Here is an 18,618-nt window from a genome sequence, read left to right as displayed (position 1 = left end):
GGCACATCACACCGGCGGAGCGCTCCGGGCGCGGCGGCGCGCGTCGGGGGTGCCGCTGACGCGTACGGAGAACCCCTCAGCCGGAGGCGAACTCGCGCACCAGCGACTCCCAGCGCTCGGGCTCGGTGTTCCACTCCTTGCAGTGCCGCGCGAGCCGCCACTCGTGGAAGGTCACGAGGTCCGGTCGGGCCTGGGCCAGGGCGAGCGAGGGGCCGAACGGCACGAACTCGTCGTCGGCGGAGTGGATGACGGTCACGGGGTGGCGCAGCTCGTCGGCCCGGCGCACCCAGTCGGTGAGGGCCAGGTCGACGCCCTCGTGCACGCCGACGAGCCGGTGGCCCCAGCGCTGGCGCATCATCGTCCGGGCCAGCGACCCGACCGGCCGCGGCAGGTGGTGCTGACGGGCGTGGTGCGACAGGACGTCGCCCCAGTCGACGACCGGTGCGTCGAGCAGGACGCGGCTGACGAGGGAGGCGCGCGGCGAGCGGTCGAGCACCTGGAGGACGATCGCCCCACCCATCGACCACCCGCCGAGCAGCAGCTCGGTGGCGCCTCGTGCGACGGCGTACTCCATCGCCGCTTCGACGTCGCGCCACTCGGAGAGGCCGAGGGCGTAGCGGCGGTCGGGCCCGGAGGGCACGCCCTCGTCGTTGCGGTAGGTGGGGACGAGGCAGGTCCATCCCTCGGCGAGCAGCGGCGGGAGGGCACGCAGGGCCTCCTCGCGCCGGGCGCCGCGACCGTGCACGAGGACCGCCCAGCGCCCGGTCGGCGCACCCCCGGGGGCGACGACCCACGCGGGCATCGCCCCGAGCTCGCCGTCGTAGGTGACGTGCTCGGTCGGCAGGTCGAGGCTCTCGTCGGGCGGCGAGCCGTGGAAGTACTGGTTCCACCGCGCGGGCCCCGGCGAGAGGACGCCGCGGTCGACGGCGAGGAGCTCGCGGCGCACCCGGCCGGCACCGGCATCGAGCTCGAGGACGTCACCGACGCGGGCGTGCCCCTCCCCCTCCTCGAGCCACAGTCCGTAGCGGCCCGGGACGACGGTCTCGGCGGTCGTGTCGAGGGTGATGCTTCGGGCGTCGGCGGCGCGGACGACGACGTCGTCGGGGCGCCGGGCGTCGGGTGTCAGGACCTTGCGCGCGAAGTAGGCCGCCGCGGCGAGCGAGCCGCCCCCGGAGGCCAGGGCGGCGGTGCCCCCGACGGCCGCCCCGGCGACGGCGGCTCGACGGGCCCTGCCGTGCTCGGGGCGGGTGGTCGCACCCTGCCTCACCCGCGCCCCCGTCGAGGACGGCGCTCAGGTCGTACGACACGGGCTCGTCGAGCTGGTCGTAGGTGCAGGCGGCGGGGTCCTTGTCCGGCCGCCAGCGGGCGAACTGCGCGATGTGCCGGAACCGCACCCCCTCCATGTGGTCGTAGCGCACCTCGACGACCCGTTCGGGGCGCAGCGGCGTGAAGGACAGGTCCTTGCCGGCCGCCCAGCGGCTGCCCGCGGCGTTCTGCGGGGTGCGGGTCCCCTCCTCCTGTTTCGCCCAGGCCCACGGATGGTCGTCGAAGTCGGTGACGAGGGGCTGGAGCTCGTCGAACAGCTCTTTGCGCCGGGCCATGGGGAAGGCGCCGATGACGCCGACCGAGAGCAGCTGTCCGTCGGCGTCGTGGATGCCGAGGAGCAGGCTGCCGACGAGGTCGTCACCGCTCTTGTGGGTGCGGTAGCCGGCGACGACGCAGTCGGCGGTGCGTTCGTGCTTGATCTTGAGCATCGTCCGCTTGTCGGGCTCGTACGTGCCGTCGACCGGCTTGGCGACGAGGCCGTCGAGGCCGGCCCCTCGAACTCGGTGAACCACTGCGCGGCGACGGCGGGGTCGCTCGTGGCCGGGGTGAGGTGGATGGGCGCCTGCGCGCCGGCCAGGGCGCCCTCGAGGAGCGCGCGCCGCTCGGCGAACGGGCGGCCCGTGAGGTCGTCGTCGCCGAGGGCGAGCAGGTCGAAGGCGACGAACCGGGCGGGCGTCTCGACCGACAGCTTGTTCACGCGGCTGGCTGCCGGGTGGATGCGCTGGCTCAGCAGGTCGAAGTCGAGGCGGTCGTCGTCGGGGCGGACCACGATGATCTCGCCGTCGACGACGCAGCGCTCGGGCAGGTTGGCCAGGGCGGCCTCGACGACCTCGGGGAAGTAGCGCGTCATCGGCTTCTCGTTGCGGCTGCCGATCTCGACCCGGTCGCCGGAACGGAAGATGATGGAGCGGAAGCCGTCCCACTTCGGCTCGTAAAGGACCTCGGTGTCCTGCAACGGTTTCGCGTCGAGCCCCTTGACCGGCTTGGCGAGCATCGGCGGGATGGGCGGCACGAGGGGCATCCCCCACTCCTCGCGCGCGGCGGCGTCGCGCTCGGCCTTGGGGGCCATGTACTCGTCGTCGGCCTTCTCCTGCCGGCGCTTGCTGGGCTGCACGCGCGGGGGCTCGCCGGGCATCTTCGGGTAGTCGGGCGGGAAGTTCAGCTCACCGAGCCCACGCTCCTCGACGTCCCTGTCCCACAGGGCGATCGCGGTGCGGACGTCACCGACCGCGTCGTCGATGCCCGTCCAGGCGTCGCCGCGGTCCTCGAGGACGTCGGGCACGGTGAGCACCGTGAAGTCGCCCGGCGCGACGGTGGCCAGCTCGTCCCAGGTGACCGGCATCGAGACCGGCGCACCCGGCAGCGGCCGCGGGCTGTAGGCGGAGGCGATGGTGCGGTCGCGGCAGGCCTGGTTGAAGTCGACGAACACCCGCTCGCCGCGCTCCTCCTTCCACCACGAGGTCGTGACGAGGTCGGGGAGGCGGCGCTCGAGCTCGCGGGCGATGCCGATGACGCCGTGGCGGACGTCGAGGAACTCGTGCGTGGGGGCGATGCGGGCGTAGACGTGGACGCCGCGGTTGCCGCTCGTCTTGGCCCACGCCGTGAGGCCGAGCTCGGCCATCAGCTCGCGCAGCGCCACGGCGGCCTCGACGGCGTCGGGGAAGGAGCGGCCCGGCTGCGGGTCGAGGTCGATGCGCAGCTCGTCGGGGTCGTCGTTGTCCCCGGTGCGCACCGGCCAGGGATGGAAGGTGACGGTGTTCATCTGGACCGCCCAGACGGCCGTGGCGACCTCGTCGACGACGACCTGGGCGTGCCGCCGCCCGCTGGGGTACCGGCACGAGGTGGTGCGCACCCAGTCGGGCATCCCCTTCGGCGGGTTCTTCTGGTAGAACTCCTCGCCCTCGATGCCCTCGGGGAAGCGCTGCAGCGTGACCGGGCGGTCGCCGATGTGCCGCACGAGGACGTCGCCGACCGCCATGACGTACCCCGCGAGGTCGCCCTTGGTGATGCCGGCGTCCGGCCACATCAGCCGGTCAGGGCTGCTGAGGCGCACGTCCCGGACCCCGTCCGGGCCCTCGACCTCGACGATCTGCGCATCGGCCATGCCGCGACTCTAACGACGGGGACCGACGCGCGGGGTCGGGCGGGAACCATCCGGTGCGCCGCGGTGTTGGGACCGACATGACGCTGAAGCCCACCGGACGTGAGTACACCGTCGAGCGCTCGGACGCGGAGTGGCGCGAGTCGCTCTCTCCCGAGGAGTACCAGGTGCTGCGCCAGGCCGGCACCGAACGACCCTGGGTCGGGGAGTACACCGACAGCAAGACCGTCGGGGTCTACGCCTGCCGCGCGTGCGGGCCGAGCTGTTCGAGTCGGACACGAAGTTCGAGTCGCACTGCGGCTGGCCGTCGTTCTGGAGCCCGCTCGCCGGTGAGTCCGTCGAGCTGATCGAGGACCGCTCGATGGGGATGAAGCGCGTCGAGGTGCGGTGCGCGTCGTGCGGCAGCCACCTCGGCCACGTCTTCGAGGGCGAGGGCTTCGACACCCCCACCGACCAGCGCTACTGCATCAACTCGATCAGCCTCACCCTCAAGCCGGCCGACCCCGCCTGACCCCGACCCGCGGGAGGGTCCACCGGGTCACCACCCGGCCGACCCTCCCCCCGGCGTCGGCCGACCTCGGGGCGACGGCGGTCAGCGCTGGCGGTGGACCAGGGTGCGGACCGGCACGCGAGGACCCGTGTAGAACGGGACCTCCTCGCGCACGTGCCGCCGGGCGCCGGAGGCCCGCAGCTCGCGCATCAGGTCGACGATGCGGTGCAGCTCGTCGGCCTCGAAGGCGAGGATCCACTCGTAGTCGTTGAGCGCGAACGAGGCGATGGTGTTGGCCCGCACGTCGGGGTACTCGCGCGCCATCTGGCCGTGCTCGACGAGCAGGTCGCGCCGCTCCTTGTCGTCGAGGAGGTACCAGTCGTAGGAGCGCACGAACGGGTAGACGCACACGTAGTCGCGCGCCTCCTCGTCGGACATGAAGGCCGGGATGTGGCTCTTGTTGAACTCGGCCGGCCGGTGCAGCGCGGCCACCGACCACACGGGGTCGAGGTGGTCGCCGTAGGCCGTGCGCAGCAGCGCGTGGTACGCCTCCTGGAGCGCCTCGATGGTCTCCGCGTGCCACCACACCATGAGGTCGGCGTCGGCGCGCAAACCGGCGACGTCGTACGTGCCGCGGACGACGACGTCGCGCTCGGCGAGGTCGGTGAACAGCTCCTCGACCTCGGTGGCCAGGGCGTCGCGATCCTCGTCACCGAGCGGCTCGGCGACCGCGAACACCGACCACATCGCGTACCGGATGGTGTCGTTGATCTCGCGGATGCGGGCGGCTCCGGGCTTGCCGGGCGCAGGGCGGGACGGGGTGGTCATCGTGGTCCTCCTGGGGACGTCGTGCTGCTCATGAGGTGGTCGGTGACGCCCCGGGCGGCCCGCGCCGCCGAGGCGATGACGGCCGGGACGCCGACGCCGTCGTAGGCCGCACCGGCGACCTCGACCCCGGGCAGGCGGGCGACGTCGTCGCGCACCGACCCGACCCGCTCGACGTGCCCGACGGCGTACTGCGGCAGCGCCCCGCCCCAGCGCTGCACGTGGTGGTCGACGACCGGCGGCAGCGGCCACCCGAGCGCCTCGCCCACGTCGGCGACGGCGAGCGTCACGAGGTCGGCGTCCTCCCGCTGGAGCACCGCCTCCTCCCCCGCCCGCCCGAGCGACGCGCGCAGGTGGACGACGTCGGAGGACAGGGCGCCGACCCACTCCCACTTCACCGAGCTGAAGGTCGAGGCCTTGACGGCCCGGCCCTCGACGGGGGGCACGAGGAAGCCCGACCCCGGCAGGTCGCCGAGGCCGTCGCGGCGCACGGCGAGGGTGACCACGGCCATCGACGCGGTCTCGATGTCGGCCAGGGCACGGGACGCGACCGGCGCGAGGTCGGCGAGCAGCCGTGACGCCGGGGTCGGCGGCACCGCGAGCACGACGGCGTCGGCCTCGAGGGCCACGGGGTCGGCGGCCGACCCGACGACCAGCCGCCAGCGCGACCCCGCACGTTCGAGGCCCCGGACGACCGCGTCGGTGCGCAGCAGCACCCCGCGCGTCCGCAGGGCCTCGAGAACCTCCAGGGGCAGCCGTCCGACGCCCCCGCGCACCCCGGTGAACGGCGAGCGCGGTGCCCCGCCCTCGCTCCCGGAGGGCCCCGGACGCGCCGGCACGGGAGTGAGCAGCGACTCGCCCCGCACGGCCCGCTCCCAGAGGGCGGGCACGGTGGCGCGCAGGGACAGGCGGTCGGCGTGGCCGGCGTAGACCCCGCCGAGCAGCGGCTCGACGAGGCGGTCGACGACGGCGCGCCCGAGCCGGCGCGCGACGTAGTCGCCGACCGACACGTCACCCGTGAGCTCACCGCCATGCCAGGGCTCCTCGGCCGATGCCCGCTCGACCTCGAGGTCGGTGAGGACCCCGCGGGCGGCGTCCGGGTCGGTGGGCACGCCCATGACGGTGCCCCGTGGGAGCGCGTGCAGCGCCCCCCGGCTCCACACCGAGGCCGATGTCGTGGCCGGCGTGACGAGGTCGCCCTCGAGCCCGACCCGCCGGGCGAGGTCGACGGCCTCGGGGCGGACGGCGAGGAGCGACTCGGCACCGACGTCGACGACGCACCCGGCGACCGGCTCGACGCGCAGCTTCCCGCCGAAGCGGTCGGCCGCCTCGAGGACGGTGACGTGGGCGTCCGGTAGGGCGTCGAGGACCTCGAGCGCGGCGGTCAGCCCGGCGATCCCGCCCCCGACGACGGCGACGTGCGGCCGGGTCGTCTCGGGGCTGCCTGCCATGCCGCCAGCGTCTCACGGGGCCACGGGCCGGTCGGCACCGGACCCCGCCCGCCCCACCGATCCCGCCGACCCCACCGTGACCGAACCGGGACGCACCCGTGACCGCCGCGCTCCCGCACCGTGACCGGATCGAGACGCGCGACCGGGAACCTTCCGCGCACCGGTCACGCCTCAGCGACGAACGAGCCACCGACGAAGGAGTCCTCCCGTGCGCCCCACCTCCCGACCCCCAGCCCGCCGCCTCGTCGCACCGCTCCTCGCCGGTGTCCTCGCGGTCTCCGCCCTCGCCGCCTGTGGAGCCGGCGACTCCGGGGCCGCGAGCGACGCCGCGGGGGCAGCGTGGCCGAGGACTCCTCCGGCGCCACCCGCCAGGGGTTCACGGCCCCGAGCGCCGCGAGCGCCCCCGACCAGGCCACGACCTCCGGCGCCGACCCGAAGGCCGCCACGACGAACGTCGCCGCGGCCGTCGCCGCGCGCAAGCTCGCCCGCCGGGCCGACGTCGCCCTGCAGGTCACGGACGTCGCCCGGGCCGCCTCGACCCTGCGCACCATCGCCTCGAGGGCCGGCGGTCTGGTCGTCTCCGAGGAGGTCTCGAGCGACCCGTCCGCGCCGGGCGCCGCCGAGGACGCCGAGGGCACCAAGGCCTCCGACGCGCAAGCCGCGTGGGGCACCGTCACCATCTCCGTCCCCACCGCGAAGCTCGACGCCACCCTCGACGAGGTCGCGAAGGTCGGCACGGTCCTCTCCCGCCAGAGCAGCACCGAGGACGTCACCGGCCAGTACGTCGACACCTCCGCCCGCGTGCAGACGATGAAGGCCAGCGTCGAGCGGGTCCGGGCGCTGATGTCGAAGGCCGACAAGCTCGCCGACGTCGTCAGCCTCGAGGCCGAGCTCTCCCGCCGGCAGGCCGACCTCGAGGCGATGGAGAGCCAGCTCGCCGCCCTCGACGACCAGGTCACCCTCTCCCCCGTCACGGTGCGACTCAGCACCGACACCGCGGCCGTGACGACGCCCGAGGACCCCACCGGCTTCCTCGCCGGGCTGGCCTCCGGGTGGGACGCCTTCACGACCTCGGTGCGGCTGGTCCTCACCTTCCTCGGCGCGCTGCTGCCGTTCGCGGTCGCCGCGGGCGTCGTCGTCGCCCCCGTCGTCCTGTGGTGGCGCCGTCGCCGGGTCACGGTGACGACGCCGACCCCGCCGGTCGCACCGACGGCCTGACCGGCTCAGGACCGCAGCCGCAGCTCCCAGCGGACCTCGCCGTCGACCTCGACCGGTGTCGGGGCGAGGCCGAGGGCGGCGGCCACCCGCTCGGACGGCCGGTGCCCGGGCGCCACGTGGGCCACGACGGTCGCGACGCCCCGCCGCCGCACCTCGTCGAGCACGAGGGCGGCGGCCCGGCGCGCGACACCCCGTCCCTGCCACGGTGTGCCCACCACCCAGGCCAGCTCGGCACACGACCCGGCCCCGGTGAGCGTGGCCTGGACGAACCCGACGAGCGGGCCGTCCTCGCCGTCGCGCACGACCCAGGTGTGCCACTCCTCGTCGGGGTCCTCGGGACCGCGCAGCTGGCGGGCGTAGCGCTCGGTCAGCTCCTCGACCGTCGGCGGCACCCCGCCGATGACGTCGTACAGCGCGTGGTCGGCGAGCACGGGCACCATCGCGGCGGCGTGGTCGGTGCGCAGCGGTTCGAGGCGCAGTCCGTCGCCGACCAGGAGGACGCGCGCCGGCTCGGCCACGGGCTCAGGCCCGGGGCGCGGCGTCCGCGGCGAGCACCTGCTCGCGCAGGATGTCGGCGTGCCCACAGTGCTGGGCCAGCTCGCGCAGCAGGTGCAGCTGCACCCAGCGGAACGGCAGCGGGCCGCGGCGGTTGCCGTGGACGAGGTCGTCGAGGCCCACCGATGACGCGATGGACCGGGCTGCGGCACAGGCGCTCTCGTGCTCCGCGAGCACCGAGGCGACGGTGTCGTCGTCGGTGAGGAGGAAGGAGTCCTCGGCCGCGGCGGGCAGGCCGAGCTCGGTCCGCGGCCGGCACAGCACCGCCTCCTCGGACCAGACCCGCTCGACGAAGGTCGCGTGCTTGACCAGCCCGAGCAGCGTCGTCGCGGACGGGACGAGCCGCCGACGTGCCTGTTCCTCGGTGAGCCCCTCGAGGCTCAGGCGCAGCCCCTCCCGGTGCTCGTCGACGAAGCCGTCGAGCATCGCCCGCCCGTCGGCGCCCTCGGGCACCCCGTGCGCGTGGCTCATCGCACCGAGACCTCGTGGACCAGCTCGACGACCCGGGTCAGGACGTCGGGGTCGGTGTCGGGGAGGACGCCGTGGCCGAGGTTGAAGATGTGCCCGGGGCGGCCCGGCCCTCCTCGACGATCTCGACCACCCTGCGGGACAACGCCTCCCACGGCGCGAAGAGCAGGGCCGGGTCGAGGTTGCCCTGGAGCGGCCAGCGCCCGCCGGTGCGCTCGAGGGCGTCGGTGAGCGAGACCCGGTAGTCGACGCCCACGACGTCGGCCCCGGCCTCGCCCATGAGGGTCAGCAGCTCGCCGGTGCCCACGCCGAAGTGGATGCGCGGCACGCCGAGGTCGGCGACCGACGCGAGCGCGGCGGCCGAGTGCTCGGCGACGAAGCGCGTGTAGTCGGCGCGGCTGAGGAAGCCGGCCCAGGAGTCGAAGAGCTGGAGGGCCGAGGCACCGGCCTCCCCCTGCACCCGCAGGAACGCGCCGGACACCCGGGCCAGCTGCGCGCACAGGTCGTGCCACAGCTGCGGGTCGCCGTGCATCAGCGCCTTGGTCCGCTCGTGGTTCCTCGACGGCCCGCCCTCGACGAGGTACGAGGCGAGGGTGAACGGCGCCCCGGCGAAGCCGATGAGCGGGGTGGCCCCGAGCTCGGCGACGAGCATCCGCACGGACTCGGTGATGTCCGGGACGTCGTCGGCGACGAGGTCGCGCAGCCGCGCGAGGTCGGCCCGGGTGCGGACGGGCTCGGCGACGACCGGCCCCACCCCCGGCACGATGTCGAGGTCGACCCCGACCGCCGCGAGCGGGACGACGATGTCGGAGAAGAAGATCGCGGCGTCGACCCCGTGCCGGCGCACCGGCTGGAGGGTGATCTCGGTGACGAGGTCGGGGCGCCGGCAGGACTCGAGCATCCCGACGCCCTCGCGGACCTTCCGGTACTCGGGCAGCGAGCGCCCGGCCTGGCGCATGAACCAGACCGGTGTGTGCGGCACGGGCAGGCCACGGGCGGCGCGCACGAGGGCGGAGTCGGCCGGGGAGGCGGTCGTGGGAGCGCTCGGGGTGGCGGCGTTCGGGGAAGGGGTCGTCACGGTGACCCATCCTCCCACCCGGCGCCGGGGCTGCCGGACGGCCGGCGTCACAGCGCGATGAGGACCGCCCCGCCGACGGCCAGCACCACGCCGGCCTGCTGCACCCGCTGCAGCCGCTCCTTGACGACCACCCGGGCCAGCAGCGTCGTGACGACCGGGTAGAGCGACCCGAGGACCGACGCGATGCTCACCTGCCCGCGCGAGGAGGCGATGCCGAAGAGGAAGTTGGCCGCGAGGTCGCCAGAGCCGATGAGGAGCAGGCCCGGCACCTCGCGCGGCGTCACCCCGCCCGTCGTGCGCAGGAGCAGCGCGACCACGAAGAGGACGGTGACCGACGTCAGGCGCATCCCCAGAGGGTGAGCAGGGCCGACTCGCGCGCCCCGCGGTCGAGACAGAAGAGGGCGAACCCGAACCCGACGGCCGCGACCGAGGCGAGGAGCACCGGGCGGGCCGACACGGTACCGGTGAGCTCCGGACCGCTCGCGAGGGTCACCCCGACGACGGCCACGAGCATCCCGACCCAGGCCCACGGCGAGGGGGCGTCCCCGCTCGCGACGCCGAGGGCCACGGGGACGACGACGCCGAGGGCGGCGATGGGCGCGACGACGCCCATGGTCCCGCTGGACAGCGCGCTGTAGAAGCAGACGAGGCCGGTCATCCCCGAGAGCCCCGCGGCCACCGACCACACCGGCCAGCCCTCGAAGGTCACCGTGTCCCAGCGGACCGCGACGATGAGGGACACGACGACGAGCGCCAGCCCCTGGGTCCACCCGACGACGGCCACGGCGGGTCGGCGGCGCGAGGCGAGCCCGGCGAAGAAGTCGGAGGTGCCCCAGACGGCCGAGGACGCGAGCGCGAGGAGGGCGATCACGCAGGGCAGCGTAGGCCTCCCACGACGCGCCGGGCCGCCCCGTCCGGCGTGGCCTCACGCCCTGAGCGCCGACCGCGGCCTACATTGCTGCCGTGGCACGCAGCACCCTGACCGGGAGGGAGTCCCCGGACTTCGCCCGGGCTCTCGAGGAGCTCCACCGTGCCCGGCTGCGCCCGGAGATCCGGCTCACCGAGGTCCCGGCACCCCAGCGGATCGCCCCGCACGCCGTCGCGCTGACCGCCGACGTCATGGACCCGCGCGACCCCGACGACGAGCTCGCCTCCGGGCGGTTCGTCCTCCTCCACGACCCGTCGGCGCCCGAGCCGTGGGGCGGCGAGTGGCGGGCCGTCACCTTCGCCCGCGCCGAGCTCGAGGCCGAGTTCGCCGTCGAGCCGCTGCTCGGCGAGGTCGGCTGGAGCTGGCTCACCGACGCCCTCACCGCCCGCGGTGTGCCCTTCGTGGCCGAGGCCGGCACCGTCACGCGGGTGGTCTCCGAGAGCTTCGGCGGCCTGTCCGACCGGCCCGCGAGCGTCGAGATGGAGCTGCGCGCGTCGTGGACCCCACTCGGCCCCGAGGTCGGCGAGCACCTCCTCGCCTGGTCCGACCTGCTCTGCACCATCGCGGGACTTCCCCCGCTGCCCGAGGGCGTCGTCGCCCTCCCGGGGCCTCGACGGTGACCGCAGCATGAGCCCGGTGACCGACGTGCCGCCGGGAGACGAGGGCCTGCCCGCGGACGAGGCCCGCGCCGTCGACCCCGAGCTCACCCACCCCGACCCCGTCCCGCTCGAGGAGCCCGCCGAGGGCGTCCCCGACGTCGTCGAGACCGAACGGGCGCTCGACGAGGCCGCGGCCGCCGTGGGGGCCGGTGTCGGCCCCATCGCCATCGACGCCGAGCGCGCCTCCGGGTACCGCTACGGCCAGCGCGCCTACCTCGTGCAGGTGCGGCGCGAGGGCTCGGGCACCTGGCTGGTCGACCCCATCGCGGTCCCCGACCTCACCCCGCTCGCCGACGCCATCGGCCCCGCCGAGTGGATCCTGCACGCCGCGACCCAGGACCTCGCCTGCCTCGCCGAGGTCGGCCTGCGCCCGCGCCAGCTCTTCGACACCGAGCTCGCGGCCCGCATCCTCGGTCTGCCCGCGTCGGGCTGGCGGCGGTCGTCGAGCACTACCTCGGCCTGCGCCTGGCCAAGGAGCACTCGGCCGTCGACTGGTCGACCCGTCCGCTGCCCGACCCGTGGCTGCGCTACGCCGCGCTCGACGTCGAGGTCCTCGGCGAGCTGCGCAACCTCATGGGCGTCGACCTCGCCGCCCAGGGCAAGGACGAGTGGGCCCGCCAGGAGTTCGCCGCGCTGCTCGAGTGGACCCCCACCGAGCGGGTCGACCCGTGGCGGCGCACCTCGGGCATCAACACGCTGCGCTCGCGCCGGGCCATCGGGGTCATCCGCGAGCTCTGGTACGCCCGCGACACCATCGCGCGGGAGCGCGACACCTCGGTCGGCCGCGTGCTGCCGGACGCCTCGCTCGTCGACATCGCCCGCGCCGCCCCGCGCACGGCCGCCGACCTGCCCCGGGCCACCGGGCGGTCAAGCGGTACGCGCGGCAGTGGCTCGAGGCGGTCGAGCGGGGGCTGGCCGTCGACGAGGACGACCTCCCGCCGCGCACCCTCCCCAACGACGGGCCGCCGCCGCCGCGCGTGTGGGCCGACAAGAACCCGGTCGCGGCCGAGCGGCTCGGCGACACCCGGGCCGCGCTGACGGCCTTCGCGGAGGAGCACACGATCCCCGTCGAGAACGTCTGCTCGCCCGACCCGCTGCGCCGGGCGGTCTGGACCCCGCCGGCGGACCGCTCGGTCGAGGGCTTCGCCGCCGCGCTCGAGGCCTCCGGCGTGCGGCGCTGGCAGGCCGACATCGTCGCGCCGATGCTCGCGGCGACCTTCGCCGCGCACCCCGACGCCTGAGCCGTCGTCCCCGCAGGTCCCCCACGCCCACGCGTCGCAGTGACGGTGCTCACCTCCCCGACCGTCGACGACTAAGCGCTCGCTTAGTACGCTCGCCGGGTGAGCCCGGTCCGCCGGGCCGATCCCCGATCCCGACCAGGGAGGCCACCCGTGCCCCGTGAGCTCCAGGAGGTCGTCTTCGTCGACGGCGTCCGCACCCCGTTCGGCAAGGCCGGTGAGAAGGGCGTCTACGCCCAGACCCGCGCCGACGACCTCGTCATCAAGTGCGTCCGCGAGCTACTCCGACGCCACCCCGAGCTCCCCAAGGAGCGGGTCGAGGAGGTCGCCATCGCCGCGACGACGCAGATCGGCGACCAGGGCCTGACCCTCGGCCGGCTCGCGGCGCTCCTGTCCGGCCTGCCGAAGTCGACCCCGGGGTACTCCATCGACCGGATGTGCGCCGGCGCGATGACGGCGGTCACCAACGTCGCGTCCTCGATCGGCGTCGGCGCCATCGACGTCGCCATCGCCGGCGGGGTCGAGCACATGGGCCGCCACCCGATGGGCGAGGGCATCGACCCCAACCCGCGGATCGTCGCCGAGCGGATCGTCGACGAGTCGGCGCTGGTCATGGGCAAGACCGCCGAGAACCTCCACGACCGCTTCCCGCAGCTGACCAAGGAGCGCTCCGACGCGTTCGCCGTGGCCAGCCAGCGCAAGCTCGCCGCCGCCTACGAGGCCGGCAAAGTCCAGCCCGACCTCGTGCCGGTCGCCACGCGCCACGTCGAGAAGGGCTGGGGCCTCGCGACGGCCGACGAGCCGCCCCGCCCGGCCACCACCCTCGAGGAGCTCGGCGCCCTGAAGACCCCGTTCCGACCGCACGGCAACGTCACCGCCGGCAACGCGGCCGGCCTCAACGACGGCGCCACCGCCTGCCTCCTCGCGAGCCAGGCCGCGGCCGACGAGCTCGGCCTCCCGGTGCGGATGCGCCTGGTCTCGCACGCCTTCGTCGGCGTCGAGCCCGAGGTCATGGGCATCGGCCCGGTGCCGGCCACCGAGAAGGCGCTGCGCAAGGCCGGCCTGACCATCGGGGACATCGGCCTTTTCGAGCTCAACGAGGCCTTCGCCGTGCAGGTGCTGGCCTTCCTCGACCACTTCGGCATCGCCGACGACGACGAGCGGGTCAACCCCTGGGGCGGCGCCATCGCCACCGGGCACCCGCTCGCGTCCTCCGGCGTCCGGCTGATGACCCAGCTCGCCCGCCACTTCGAGGAGCACCCCGAGGTGCGCTACGGCCTGACCGCGATGTGCATCGGCATCGGGATGGGCGGCAGCGTCATCTGGGAGAACCCGCACCACGCCGAGTACGGCAAGGAGGCCTGAGCATGACCACCACCACCGCGTCCCCCGCCCTGCCCACCGAGGTCGTCACCCGCACCCCGGTGCAGGACGTGACGCTGCCCGGCGGCGCCGGCACCCTCGCCCTCGTCACGCTCGACAACGGCAAGGACCACACCCGCCCGAACACCTTCGGCCCCGAGGGCATCGCCGAGCTGCAGGCCACGCTCGACGGGTTGCGTGCCCGCGCCGCGGCCGGCGAGATCCAGGCCGTCGCCGTCACCGGCAAGCCCTTCATCTTCGCGGTCGGCGCCGACCTCTCGGGCATCCCGTACGTGACGCACCGCGAGCAGGCCGTCGAGATCGCCCGCGCCGGCCACCGCGCCTTCGCGACGTTCATGGACCTGCCGGTGCCGACCTTCGCGTTCGTCAACGGCGCGGCGATGGGTGGCGGCGTGGAGCTGGCCCTGTCGGCGCGGTACCGCACCGTGTCGGCCGGCGTCCCGGCCTTCGCGCTCCCCGAGACGTTCCTCGGGCTGCTCCCCGGATGGGGTGGATGCTGGCTGCTGCCGAACCTCGTCGGACCGGAGGCCGCCCTCAAGGTCGTCATCGAGAACCCGTTGTCGCAGAACCGGATGCTCAAGGCCAAGGAGGTCGCCGAGCTCGGCATCGCCGACGTGCTGCTCGAGCCGGCCGACTTCCTCGAGGACTCCCTGCGCTGGGCCGCCGGCGTGCTCAGCGGCGCCGTCACCGTGGAACGCCGCGAGGTCGACCGTGACGAGACCGCCTGGGACGCCGCGTGCGACAGGGCCGGAAGGGTCGTGCTCGCCAAGACCGCCGGCCGTGCGCCGGGCGCCCGCCGGGCCGTCGAGCTCGTGCGCGCCGCCCGCACCGCCACCCGCGAGGAGGCGTTCGCGGCCGAGGACGAGGCGCTCGGCGACCTCATCATGACCGACGAGCTGCGCGCGGGCCTCTACGCCTTCGACCTCGTCCAGAAGCGGGCCAAGCGGCCCGCCGGCGCCCCGGACAAGGCGCTCGCCCGACCGGTGACCAAGGTCGGCGTCGTCGGCGCCGGGCTGATGGCCAGCCAGCTGGCGCTGCTCTTCGCCCGCAGCCTCGGCGTGCCGGTCGTCATGACCGACCTCGACGAGGAGCGCGTGGCCAAGGGCGTCGGGTACGTCCACGCCGAGATCGACGGGCTGCTCGCCAAGCGCCGCGTCTCCCCCGACAAGGCCTCCTTCCTCAAGCGCCTCATCACCGGCTCGACGAGCAAGGACGGCTTCGCCGACGCCGACCTCGTCATCGAGGCGGTCTTCGAGGAGATGTCGGTCAAGCAGCAGGTCTTCGCCGAGGTCGAGGCCGTCGTGTCGCCGGAGTGCGTCCTCGCGACGAACACCTCCTCGCTCTCGATCACCGAGATGGCGAGCGGTCTGCAGCACCCGGAGCGGGTCGTCGGGCTGCACTTCTTCAACCCCGTCGCCGTCATGCCGCTCCTCGAGGTCATCCCCGGCGAGCGCACCGACGAGGCGACCCTGGCCACCGGCTTCGCGGTCGGCAAGGGGCTCAAGAAGACGTGCATCCGGTCCAAGGACTCGGCATCGTTCGTCGTCAACCGGCTGCTCGGCCGGTTCATGGGCGAGTACTCGCGGGTCGTCGACGAGGGCACGCCGGTGGCCGTCGCCGACCGCGCCGTCGCCGGTCTCGCGCCGATGCCGCCGTTCGTCCTGCTCGGGCTGGTCGGCCCGGCGATCGCGCTGCACAACAGCGAGACCCTGCACCGCGCCTTCGGCGACCGCTTCTTCGTCTCGCCCACGCTGCGGCGCATCGTCGAGGCCGGCAAGCGTGGGTACTACGCCACCGACGAGCGCGGCCGGCCGGTGCCCGACCCGGAGGTCGAGGCGATGCGTGAGCAGCCGGACTCCCCGGTCGAGCTGTCGGTCGAGGACGTCCGGGCCCGCGTGCTCGGCGCCATCGCCGAGGAGGTCGGGATGATGCTCTCCGAGGGCGTCGTCGAGGCCCCGATGGACATCGACCTCGCGATGATCACCGGCGCCGGCTTCCAGTTCTGGAACGGTGGGATCGTGCCTCTGCTCGACCGCGAGGGCGTCAGCGAGCGCGTCCTCGGACGCCGCGTGCTCCCCCACGGCGTGGCGAGCGTCCCGACCACCGCCTGACCCCGCACCACCCCGGCACCACCCCCGCCCCACCCCCGAACGTGTGTGAAGACCGTCGGCATGCCGACGGTCTTCACACACGTTCCGGGACGGGCAGGGCGCGACGGCGCAGGTCAGGGCGACGCCTGACGACACCCTGAGAGTCCGGGGCCGCGAAGGTCGCGATATCTCACATGTGATCTACGATGGTCGACGTGACGACGACCTCCGACACGTACCTGACCCGGATCGGCACGCTCATCCGTGACGCCCGCCGACACCAGGGGCTGACGCAGAACGAGCTGGCCGACCTCCTCGGCACGAGCCAGAGCGCCGTGGCGCGCATCGAGCAGGGCAAGCAGAACCTGTCCCTCGAGATGCTCGCGCGGGTCGGCGAGAAGCTCGACAGCGAGTTCGTCTCGCTCGGCCACTCCGGCCCCCAGCACCTGCGGATCGTCGGCGGCAAGAAGCTGTCCGGCTCGATCCCGGTCAAGACGAGCAAGAACGCCGCCGTGGCCCTCCTCTGCGCGAGCCTGCTCAACAAGGGCAAGACCACGCTGCGCAGCCTCGCCCGCATCGAGGAGGTCAACCGGATCATCGAGGTGCTCACCTCGATCGGGGTCCGGGTCCGCTGGCTCCCCGACAGCAACGACCTCGAGATCGTGCCCCCGGCCCGACTCGACCTCGCCGGCATCGACATCGAGGCCGCGCGGCGTACCCGCACGGTCATCATGTTCCTCGGCCCGTTGCTCGCCGAGTACGACGCCTTCCAGCTGCCCTACGCCGGCGGCTGCGACCTCGGCACCCGCACCGTCGAGCCGCACCTGTCGGCCCTGCGCCACTTCGGCCTCGACGTCACGGCGACGCACGGCTTCTACGAGGCCGCGGTCGACCGCAGCCGCCACCCGAAGCGCGCCATCGTGCTCACCGAGCGCGGCGACACCGTCACCGAGAACGTGCTGCTGGCCGCCGCCCGCTACGAGGGCACGACGACCATCCGCAACGCCTCCCCCAACTACATGGTCCAGGACCTGTGCTTCTTCCTCCAGGGCCTCGGGGTGCAGATCGAGGGCATCGGCAGCACGACCCTCGTCGTCACCGGCGTCGGCCGGGTCGACATGGACATCGAGTACTCCCCCTCCGAGGACCCGATCGAGGCGATGAGCCTCATCGCGGCCGCGGTCGTCACCGAGTCGACCATCACCATCGAGCGCGTGCCGATCGAGTTCCTCGAGATCGAGCTGGCCACCCTCGAGGAGATGGGGCTGACGTTCGACCTCACCGAGGAGTACCTCGCGCAGAACGGCCATACCCGGCTCGTCGACCTGACGATCCACCCCGGCCCGCTCACCGCGCCCGTCGACAAGATCGCGCCGATGCCCTTCCCCGGGCTGAACATCGACAACCTGCCGTTCTTCGCGCTCATCGCGGCCTGCGCCGAGGGCACGACGATGATCCACGACTGGGTCTACGAGAACCGCGCGATCTACCTCACCGAGCTGACCAAGATCGGCGGCCAGGTCCAGCTCCTGGACCCGCACCGCGTGATGATCACCGGCCCGACGCCGAAGTGGCGCGCGGCCGAGGTGATGTGCCCGCCGGCGCTACGTCCCGGTGTCGTCGTGCTGCTCGCGATGCTCGCCGCGCCCGGAACCTCGGTGCTGCGCAACGTCTACGTCATCAACCGCGGCTACGAGGACCTCGCCGAGCGGCTCAACGCCCTCGGCGCGACGATCGAGACCTTCCGCGACATCTGAGAACCGCTGACCGGTCGCACCGACAGGCAGAGGCGCCACCGGCCTCCACGTGACGCACCGCTGCGGGCTCTCTGCCTGTCCGTCGGCACGAACCGTGGACAGGCGAGTCGCTGCCGGCGCACAATCGGTGGATGGAGCGCGCGCCGGGACCGGCTCGCACCGGGGTCGTCCCCGACACCCGCGGCGAGGGCCGTGCGCTGCGCGCCACCTGGCACCACGAGGCGGGCGTGCTCGTCCTGTCGGTCTGGCGCGACAACGTCTGCGTCTCCACCGTGCGGGTCGACCCCGACGACGTCCCCGCCCTCGTCGAGGTGCTCGTCAGCGGTCTGGCCGACGGCTACGACGTCACGCGCCACCCCCGCAGCGCCGCCGGCTGAGCTCCGCCCTCAGCCCGCGTGCAGCAGCAGCGGGAGGGCGCCGAGCACCGCGCCACGCAGCTCGTCGAGGGCGCCGGCCTCCCCCGCCAGGTGGCGCAGCAGGGCGCGCTCGAAGACGCCGTCGAGCATCGCGTAGGCGACGCCCGGGCTGACGACGAGTTCTCGCCCGGCCAGCTCGGCGTAGCGCGAGACGACCCGCCACACCATGTCCTGCAGGCTCGCGTCGATGGCCACGACGTCGGCGCGCAGGGCCTCCTCGAACATGCTCGTCGTGCGCAGGTCGTACCAGAGCCGGTGCATCGGTGCCTCGTCGACGAGAGTCTCGACGAGCTTGTCCGCGAACGCCGCCAGCAGCCCGTCGGCGGTCCGGGAGTCATCGACGACCGCGTCGTAGCGGTGGACGCACCGGGCCTTGTAGTACCGCACGCAGTAGGTGATGAGCTCGGTCTTGTCCCGGAAGTAGTAGTGGACGACGCCGTGGCTGAACTCCGAGTTGGCGGCGATCTCGCGCAGCGAGGTGCGGGCGTACCCGAGGGTGCCGAGGGTGGTGAGCGCCGACTCGGCGAGGGCGTCGCGGCGCGCCTCACGGGTGCGGGCGTCTCGGGCCACGCGCGGCGGGGCGTCCTGCCGGGTGGGGTCACGGGGCCATCGTAGGGCCGGTGGCGGCCGAAGTC

General features: G+C 74.1%; 14 protein-coding genes and 5 pseudogenes. 8 read left to right on the top strand and 11 right to left on the bottom strand.

Annotated elements, in window-relative coordinates; translation table 11 throughout:
- Positions 1-76 precede the first annotated feature (76 nt).
- The 3 genes and pseudogenes from G7075_RS05800 to ligD all read right to left on the bottom strand — a co-directional run.
- On the bottom strand, positions 77-1,267 hold the full coding sequence (locus G7075_RS05800; protein ID WP_166119800.1) for a S9 family peptidase: 1,191 nt from the start codon (positions 1,265-1,267) through the stop codon (positions 77-79).
- A 139-nt stretch (positions 1,268-1,406) separates the two neighbouring features.
- A pseudogene (locus G7075_RS20880) lies at positions 1,407-1,754 on the bottom strand (DNA ligase); the annotation flags it as partial.
- A gap of 128 nt (positions 1,755-1,882) precedes the next feature.
- Positions 1,883-3,352: pseudogene (ligD, locus tag G7075_RS22530) on the bottom strand (non-homologous end-joining DNA ligase); the annotation flags it as partial.
- Between the two features lie 155 nt (positions 3,353-3,507).
- On the opposite strand from ligD, the pseudogene msrB reads away from it, so the two are divergent.
- Positions 3,508-3,938: pseudogene (gene msrB / locus G7075_RS05785) on the top strand (peptide-methionine (R)-S-oxide reductase MsrB).
- Between the two features lie 81 nt (positions 3,939-4,019).
- On the opposite strand, the gene hemQ reads toward msrB, so the two are convergent.
- Positions 4,020-4,745 (bottom strand): hydrogen peroxide-dependent heme synthase, encoded by a 726-nt coding sequence (gene hemQ / locus G7075_RS05780; protein ID WP_166119797.1) that lies wholly within the window; start codon positions 4,743-4,745, stop codon positions 4,020-4,022.
- A complete protein-coding gene (hemG, locus tag G7075_RS05775; RefSeq protein ID WP_166119795.1) occupies positions 4,742-6,193 on the bottom strand; it encodes a protoporphyrinogen oxidase in 1,452 nt (483 codons plus the stop codon). The genes hemQ and hemG overlap by 4 nt, the downstream gene beginning before the upstream one ends.
- Positions 6,194-6,532: 339 nt before the next feature.
- Here hemG and G7075_RS05770 point away from each other — a divergent pair, with 339 nt between their 5' ends.
- Positions 6,533-7,411 carry a DUF4349 domain-containing protein gene (locus tag G7075_RS05770; protein ID WP_166119792.1) on the top strand — a complete coding sequence of 293 codons (879 nt, stop codon included), beginning with the start codon at positions 6,533-6,535 and terminating at the stop codon, positions 7,409-7,411.
- A gap of 5 nt (positions 7,412-7,416) precedes the next feature.
- On the opposite strand, the gene G7075_RS05765 is transcribed toward G7075_RS05770, so the two are convergent.
- The 5 genes and pseudogenes from G7075_RS05765 to G7075_RS20860 form a co-directional block, all read right to left on the bottom strand.
- A complete protein-coding gene (locus G7075_RS05765; RefSeq protein WP_240917918.1) occupies positions 7,417-7,929 on the bottom strand; it encodes a GNAT family N-acetyltransferase in 513 nt (170 codons plus the stop codon).
- Positions 7,930-7,933: 4 nt separating this feature from the next.
- Positions 7,934-8,437, bottom strand: coding sequence for a DinB family protein (locus G7075_RS05760; RefSeq protein WP_166119787.1), 504 nt, complete (start codon positions 8,435-8,437; stop codon positions 7,934-7,936).
- A pseudogene (gene hemE / locus G7075_RS05755) lies at positions 8,434-9,512 on the bottom strand (uroporphyrinogen decarboxylase). The gene G7075_RS05760 and the pseudogene hemE overlap by 4 nt, the downstream one beginning before the upstream one ends.
- Before the next feature lie 47 nt (positions 9,513-9,559).
- Positions 9,560-9,859 carry an EamA family transporter gene (locus G7075_RS20865; RefSeq protein WP_240917917.1) on the bottom strand — a complete coding sequence of 100 codons (300 nt, stop codon included), beginning with the start codon at positions 9,857-9,859 and terminating at the stop codon, positions 9,560-9,562.
- Complete coding sequence (locus tag G7075_RS20860; RefSeq protein WP_240917916.1) at positions 9,850-10,383, bottom strand: EamA family transporter; 534 nt, start codon at positions 10,381-10,383, stop codon at positions 9,850-9,852. Before G7075_RS20860 ends, G7075_RS20865 begins: the two co-directional genes overlap by 10 nt.
- 92 nt (positions 10,384-10,475) lie before the next feature.
- Between G7075_RS20860 and G7075_RS05745 the strand changes: the two genes are divergently transcribed.
- The 6 genes and pseudogenes from G7075_RS05745 (at position 10,476) to G7075_RS05720 (ending at position 17,944) form a co-directional block, all read left to right on the top strand.
- The gene (locus tag G7075_RS05745) at positions 10,476-11,060 is read left to right on the top strand and encodes a DUF3000 domain-containing protein (protein WP_166119784.1); all 585 of its coding nucleotides are present in this window, start codon (positions 10,476-10,478) and stop codon (positions 11,058-11,060) included.
- A gap of 7 nt (positions 11,061-11,067) precedes the next feature.
- Positions 11,068-12,340, top strand: a pseudogene (locus G7075_RS05740) (HRDC domain-containing protein).
- 150 nt (positions 12,341-12,490) lie between these two features.
- On the top strand, positions 12,491-13,702 hold the full coding sequence (locus G7075_RS05735; protein WP_166119782.1) for a thiolase family protein: 1,212 nt from the start codon (positions 12,491-12,493) through the stop codon (positions 13,700-13,702).
- A 2-nt stretch (positions 13,703-13,704) separates the two neighbouring features.
- Positions 13,705-15,831: a 3-hydroxyacyl-CoA dehydrogenase NAD-binding domain-containing protein gene (locus G7075_RS05730; RefSeq protein ID WP_166119779.1), complete on the top strand. Its 2,127-nt coding sequence runs from the start codon at positions 13,705-13,707 to the stop codon at positions 15,829-15,831.
- Between the two features lie 194 nt (positions 15,832-16,025).
- A complete protein-coding gene (locus G7075_RS05725) occupies positions 16,026-17,567 on the top strand; it encodes a UDP-N-acetylglucosamine 1-carboxyvinyltransferase (RefSeq protein ID WP_240917915.1) in 1,542 nt (513 codons plus the stop codon).
- A gap of 131 nt (positions 17,568-17,698) precedes the next feature.
- The gene (locus tag G7075_RS05720) at positions 17,699-17,944 is read left to right on the top strand and encodes a hypothetical protein (protein WP_166119775.1); all 246 of its coding nucleotides are present in this window, start codon (positions 17,699-17,701) and stop codon (positions 17,942-17,944) included.
- 9 nt (positions 17,945-17,953) lie between these two features.
- Here the strand turns inward: G7075_RS05720 and G7075_RS05715 are convergent, their stop codons facing one another.
- Positions 17,954-18,553: a TetR/AcrR family transcriptional regulator gene (locus G7075_RS05715; protein ID WP_166119772.1), complete on the bottom strand. Its 600-nt coding sequence runs from the start codon at positions 18,551-18,553 to the stop codon at positions 17,954-17,956.
- Positions 18,554-18,618: the final 65 nt, after the last annotated feature.

The organism is Phycicoccus sp. HDW14 (genome assembly GCF_011383005.1).
Taxonomy (GTDB): Bacteria; Actinomycetota; Actinomycetes; order Actinomycetales; family Dermatophilaceae; genus Phycicoccus.
The sequence above is the reverse complement of the archived record's forward strand: the minus strand, read 5'-3'. Positions and strand labels throughout refer to the sequence as shown.

Bases quoted from the DNA above. Each gene is read 5' to 3' on its own strand.
- hemQ (WP_166119797.1), bottom strand. From the start codon at position 4,745: ATGACCACCCCGTCCCGCCCTGCGCCCGGCAAGCCCGGAGCCGCCCGC.
- hemG (WP_166119795.1), bottom strand. From the start codon at position 6,193: ATGGCAGGCAGCCCCGAGACGACCCGGCCGCACGTCGCCGTCGTCGGG.
- G7075_RS05760 (WP_166119787.1), bottom strand. From the start codon at position 8,437: ATGAGCCACGCGCACGGGGTGCCCGAGGGCGCCGACGGGCGGGCGATG.
- G7075_RS20865 (WP_240917917.1), bottom strand. From the start codon at position 9,859: ATGCGCCTGACGTCGGTCACCGTCCTCTTCGTGGTCGCGCTGCTCCTG.
- G7075_RS05730 (WP_166119779.1), top strand. From the start codon at position 13,705: ATGACCACCACCACCGCGTCCCCCGCCCTGCCCACCGAGGTCGTCACC.
- G7075_RS05720 (WP_166119775.1), top strand. From the start codon at position 17,699: ATGGAGCGCGCGCCGGGACCGGCTCGCACCGGGGTCGTCCCCGACACC.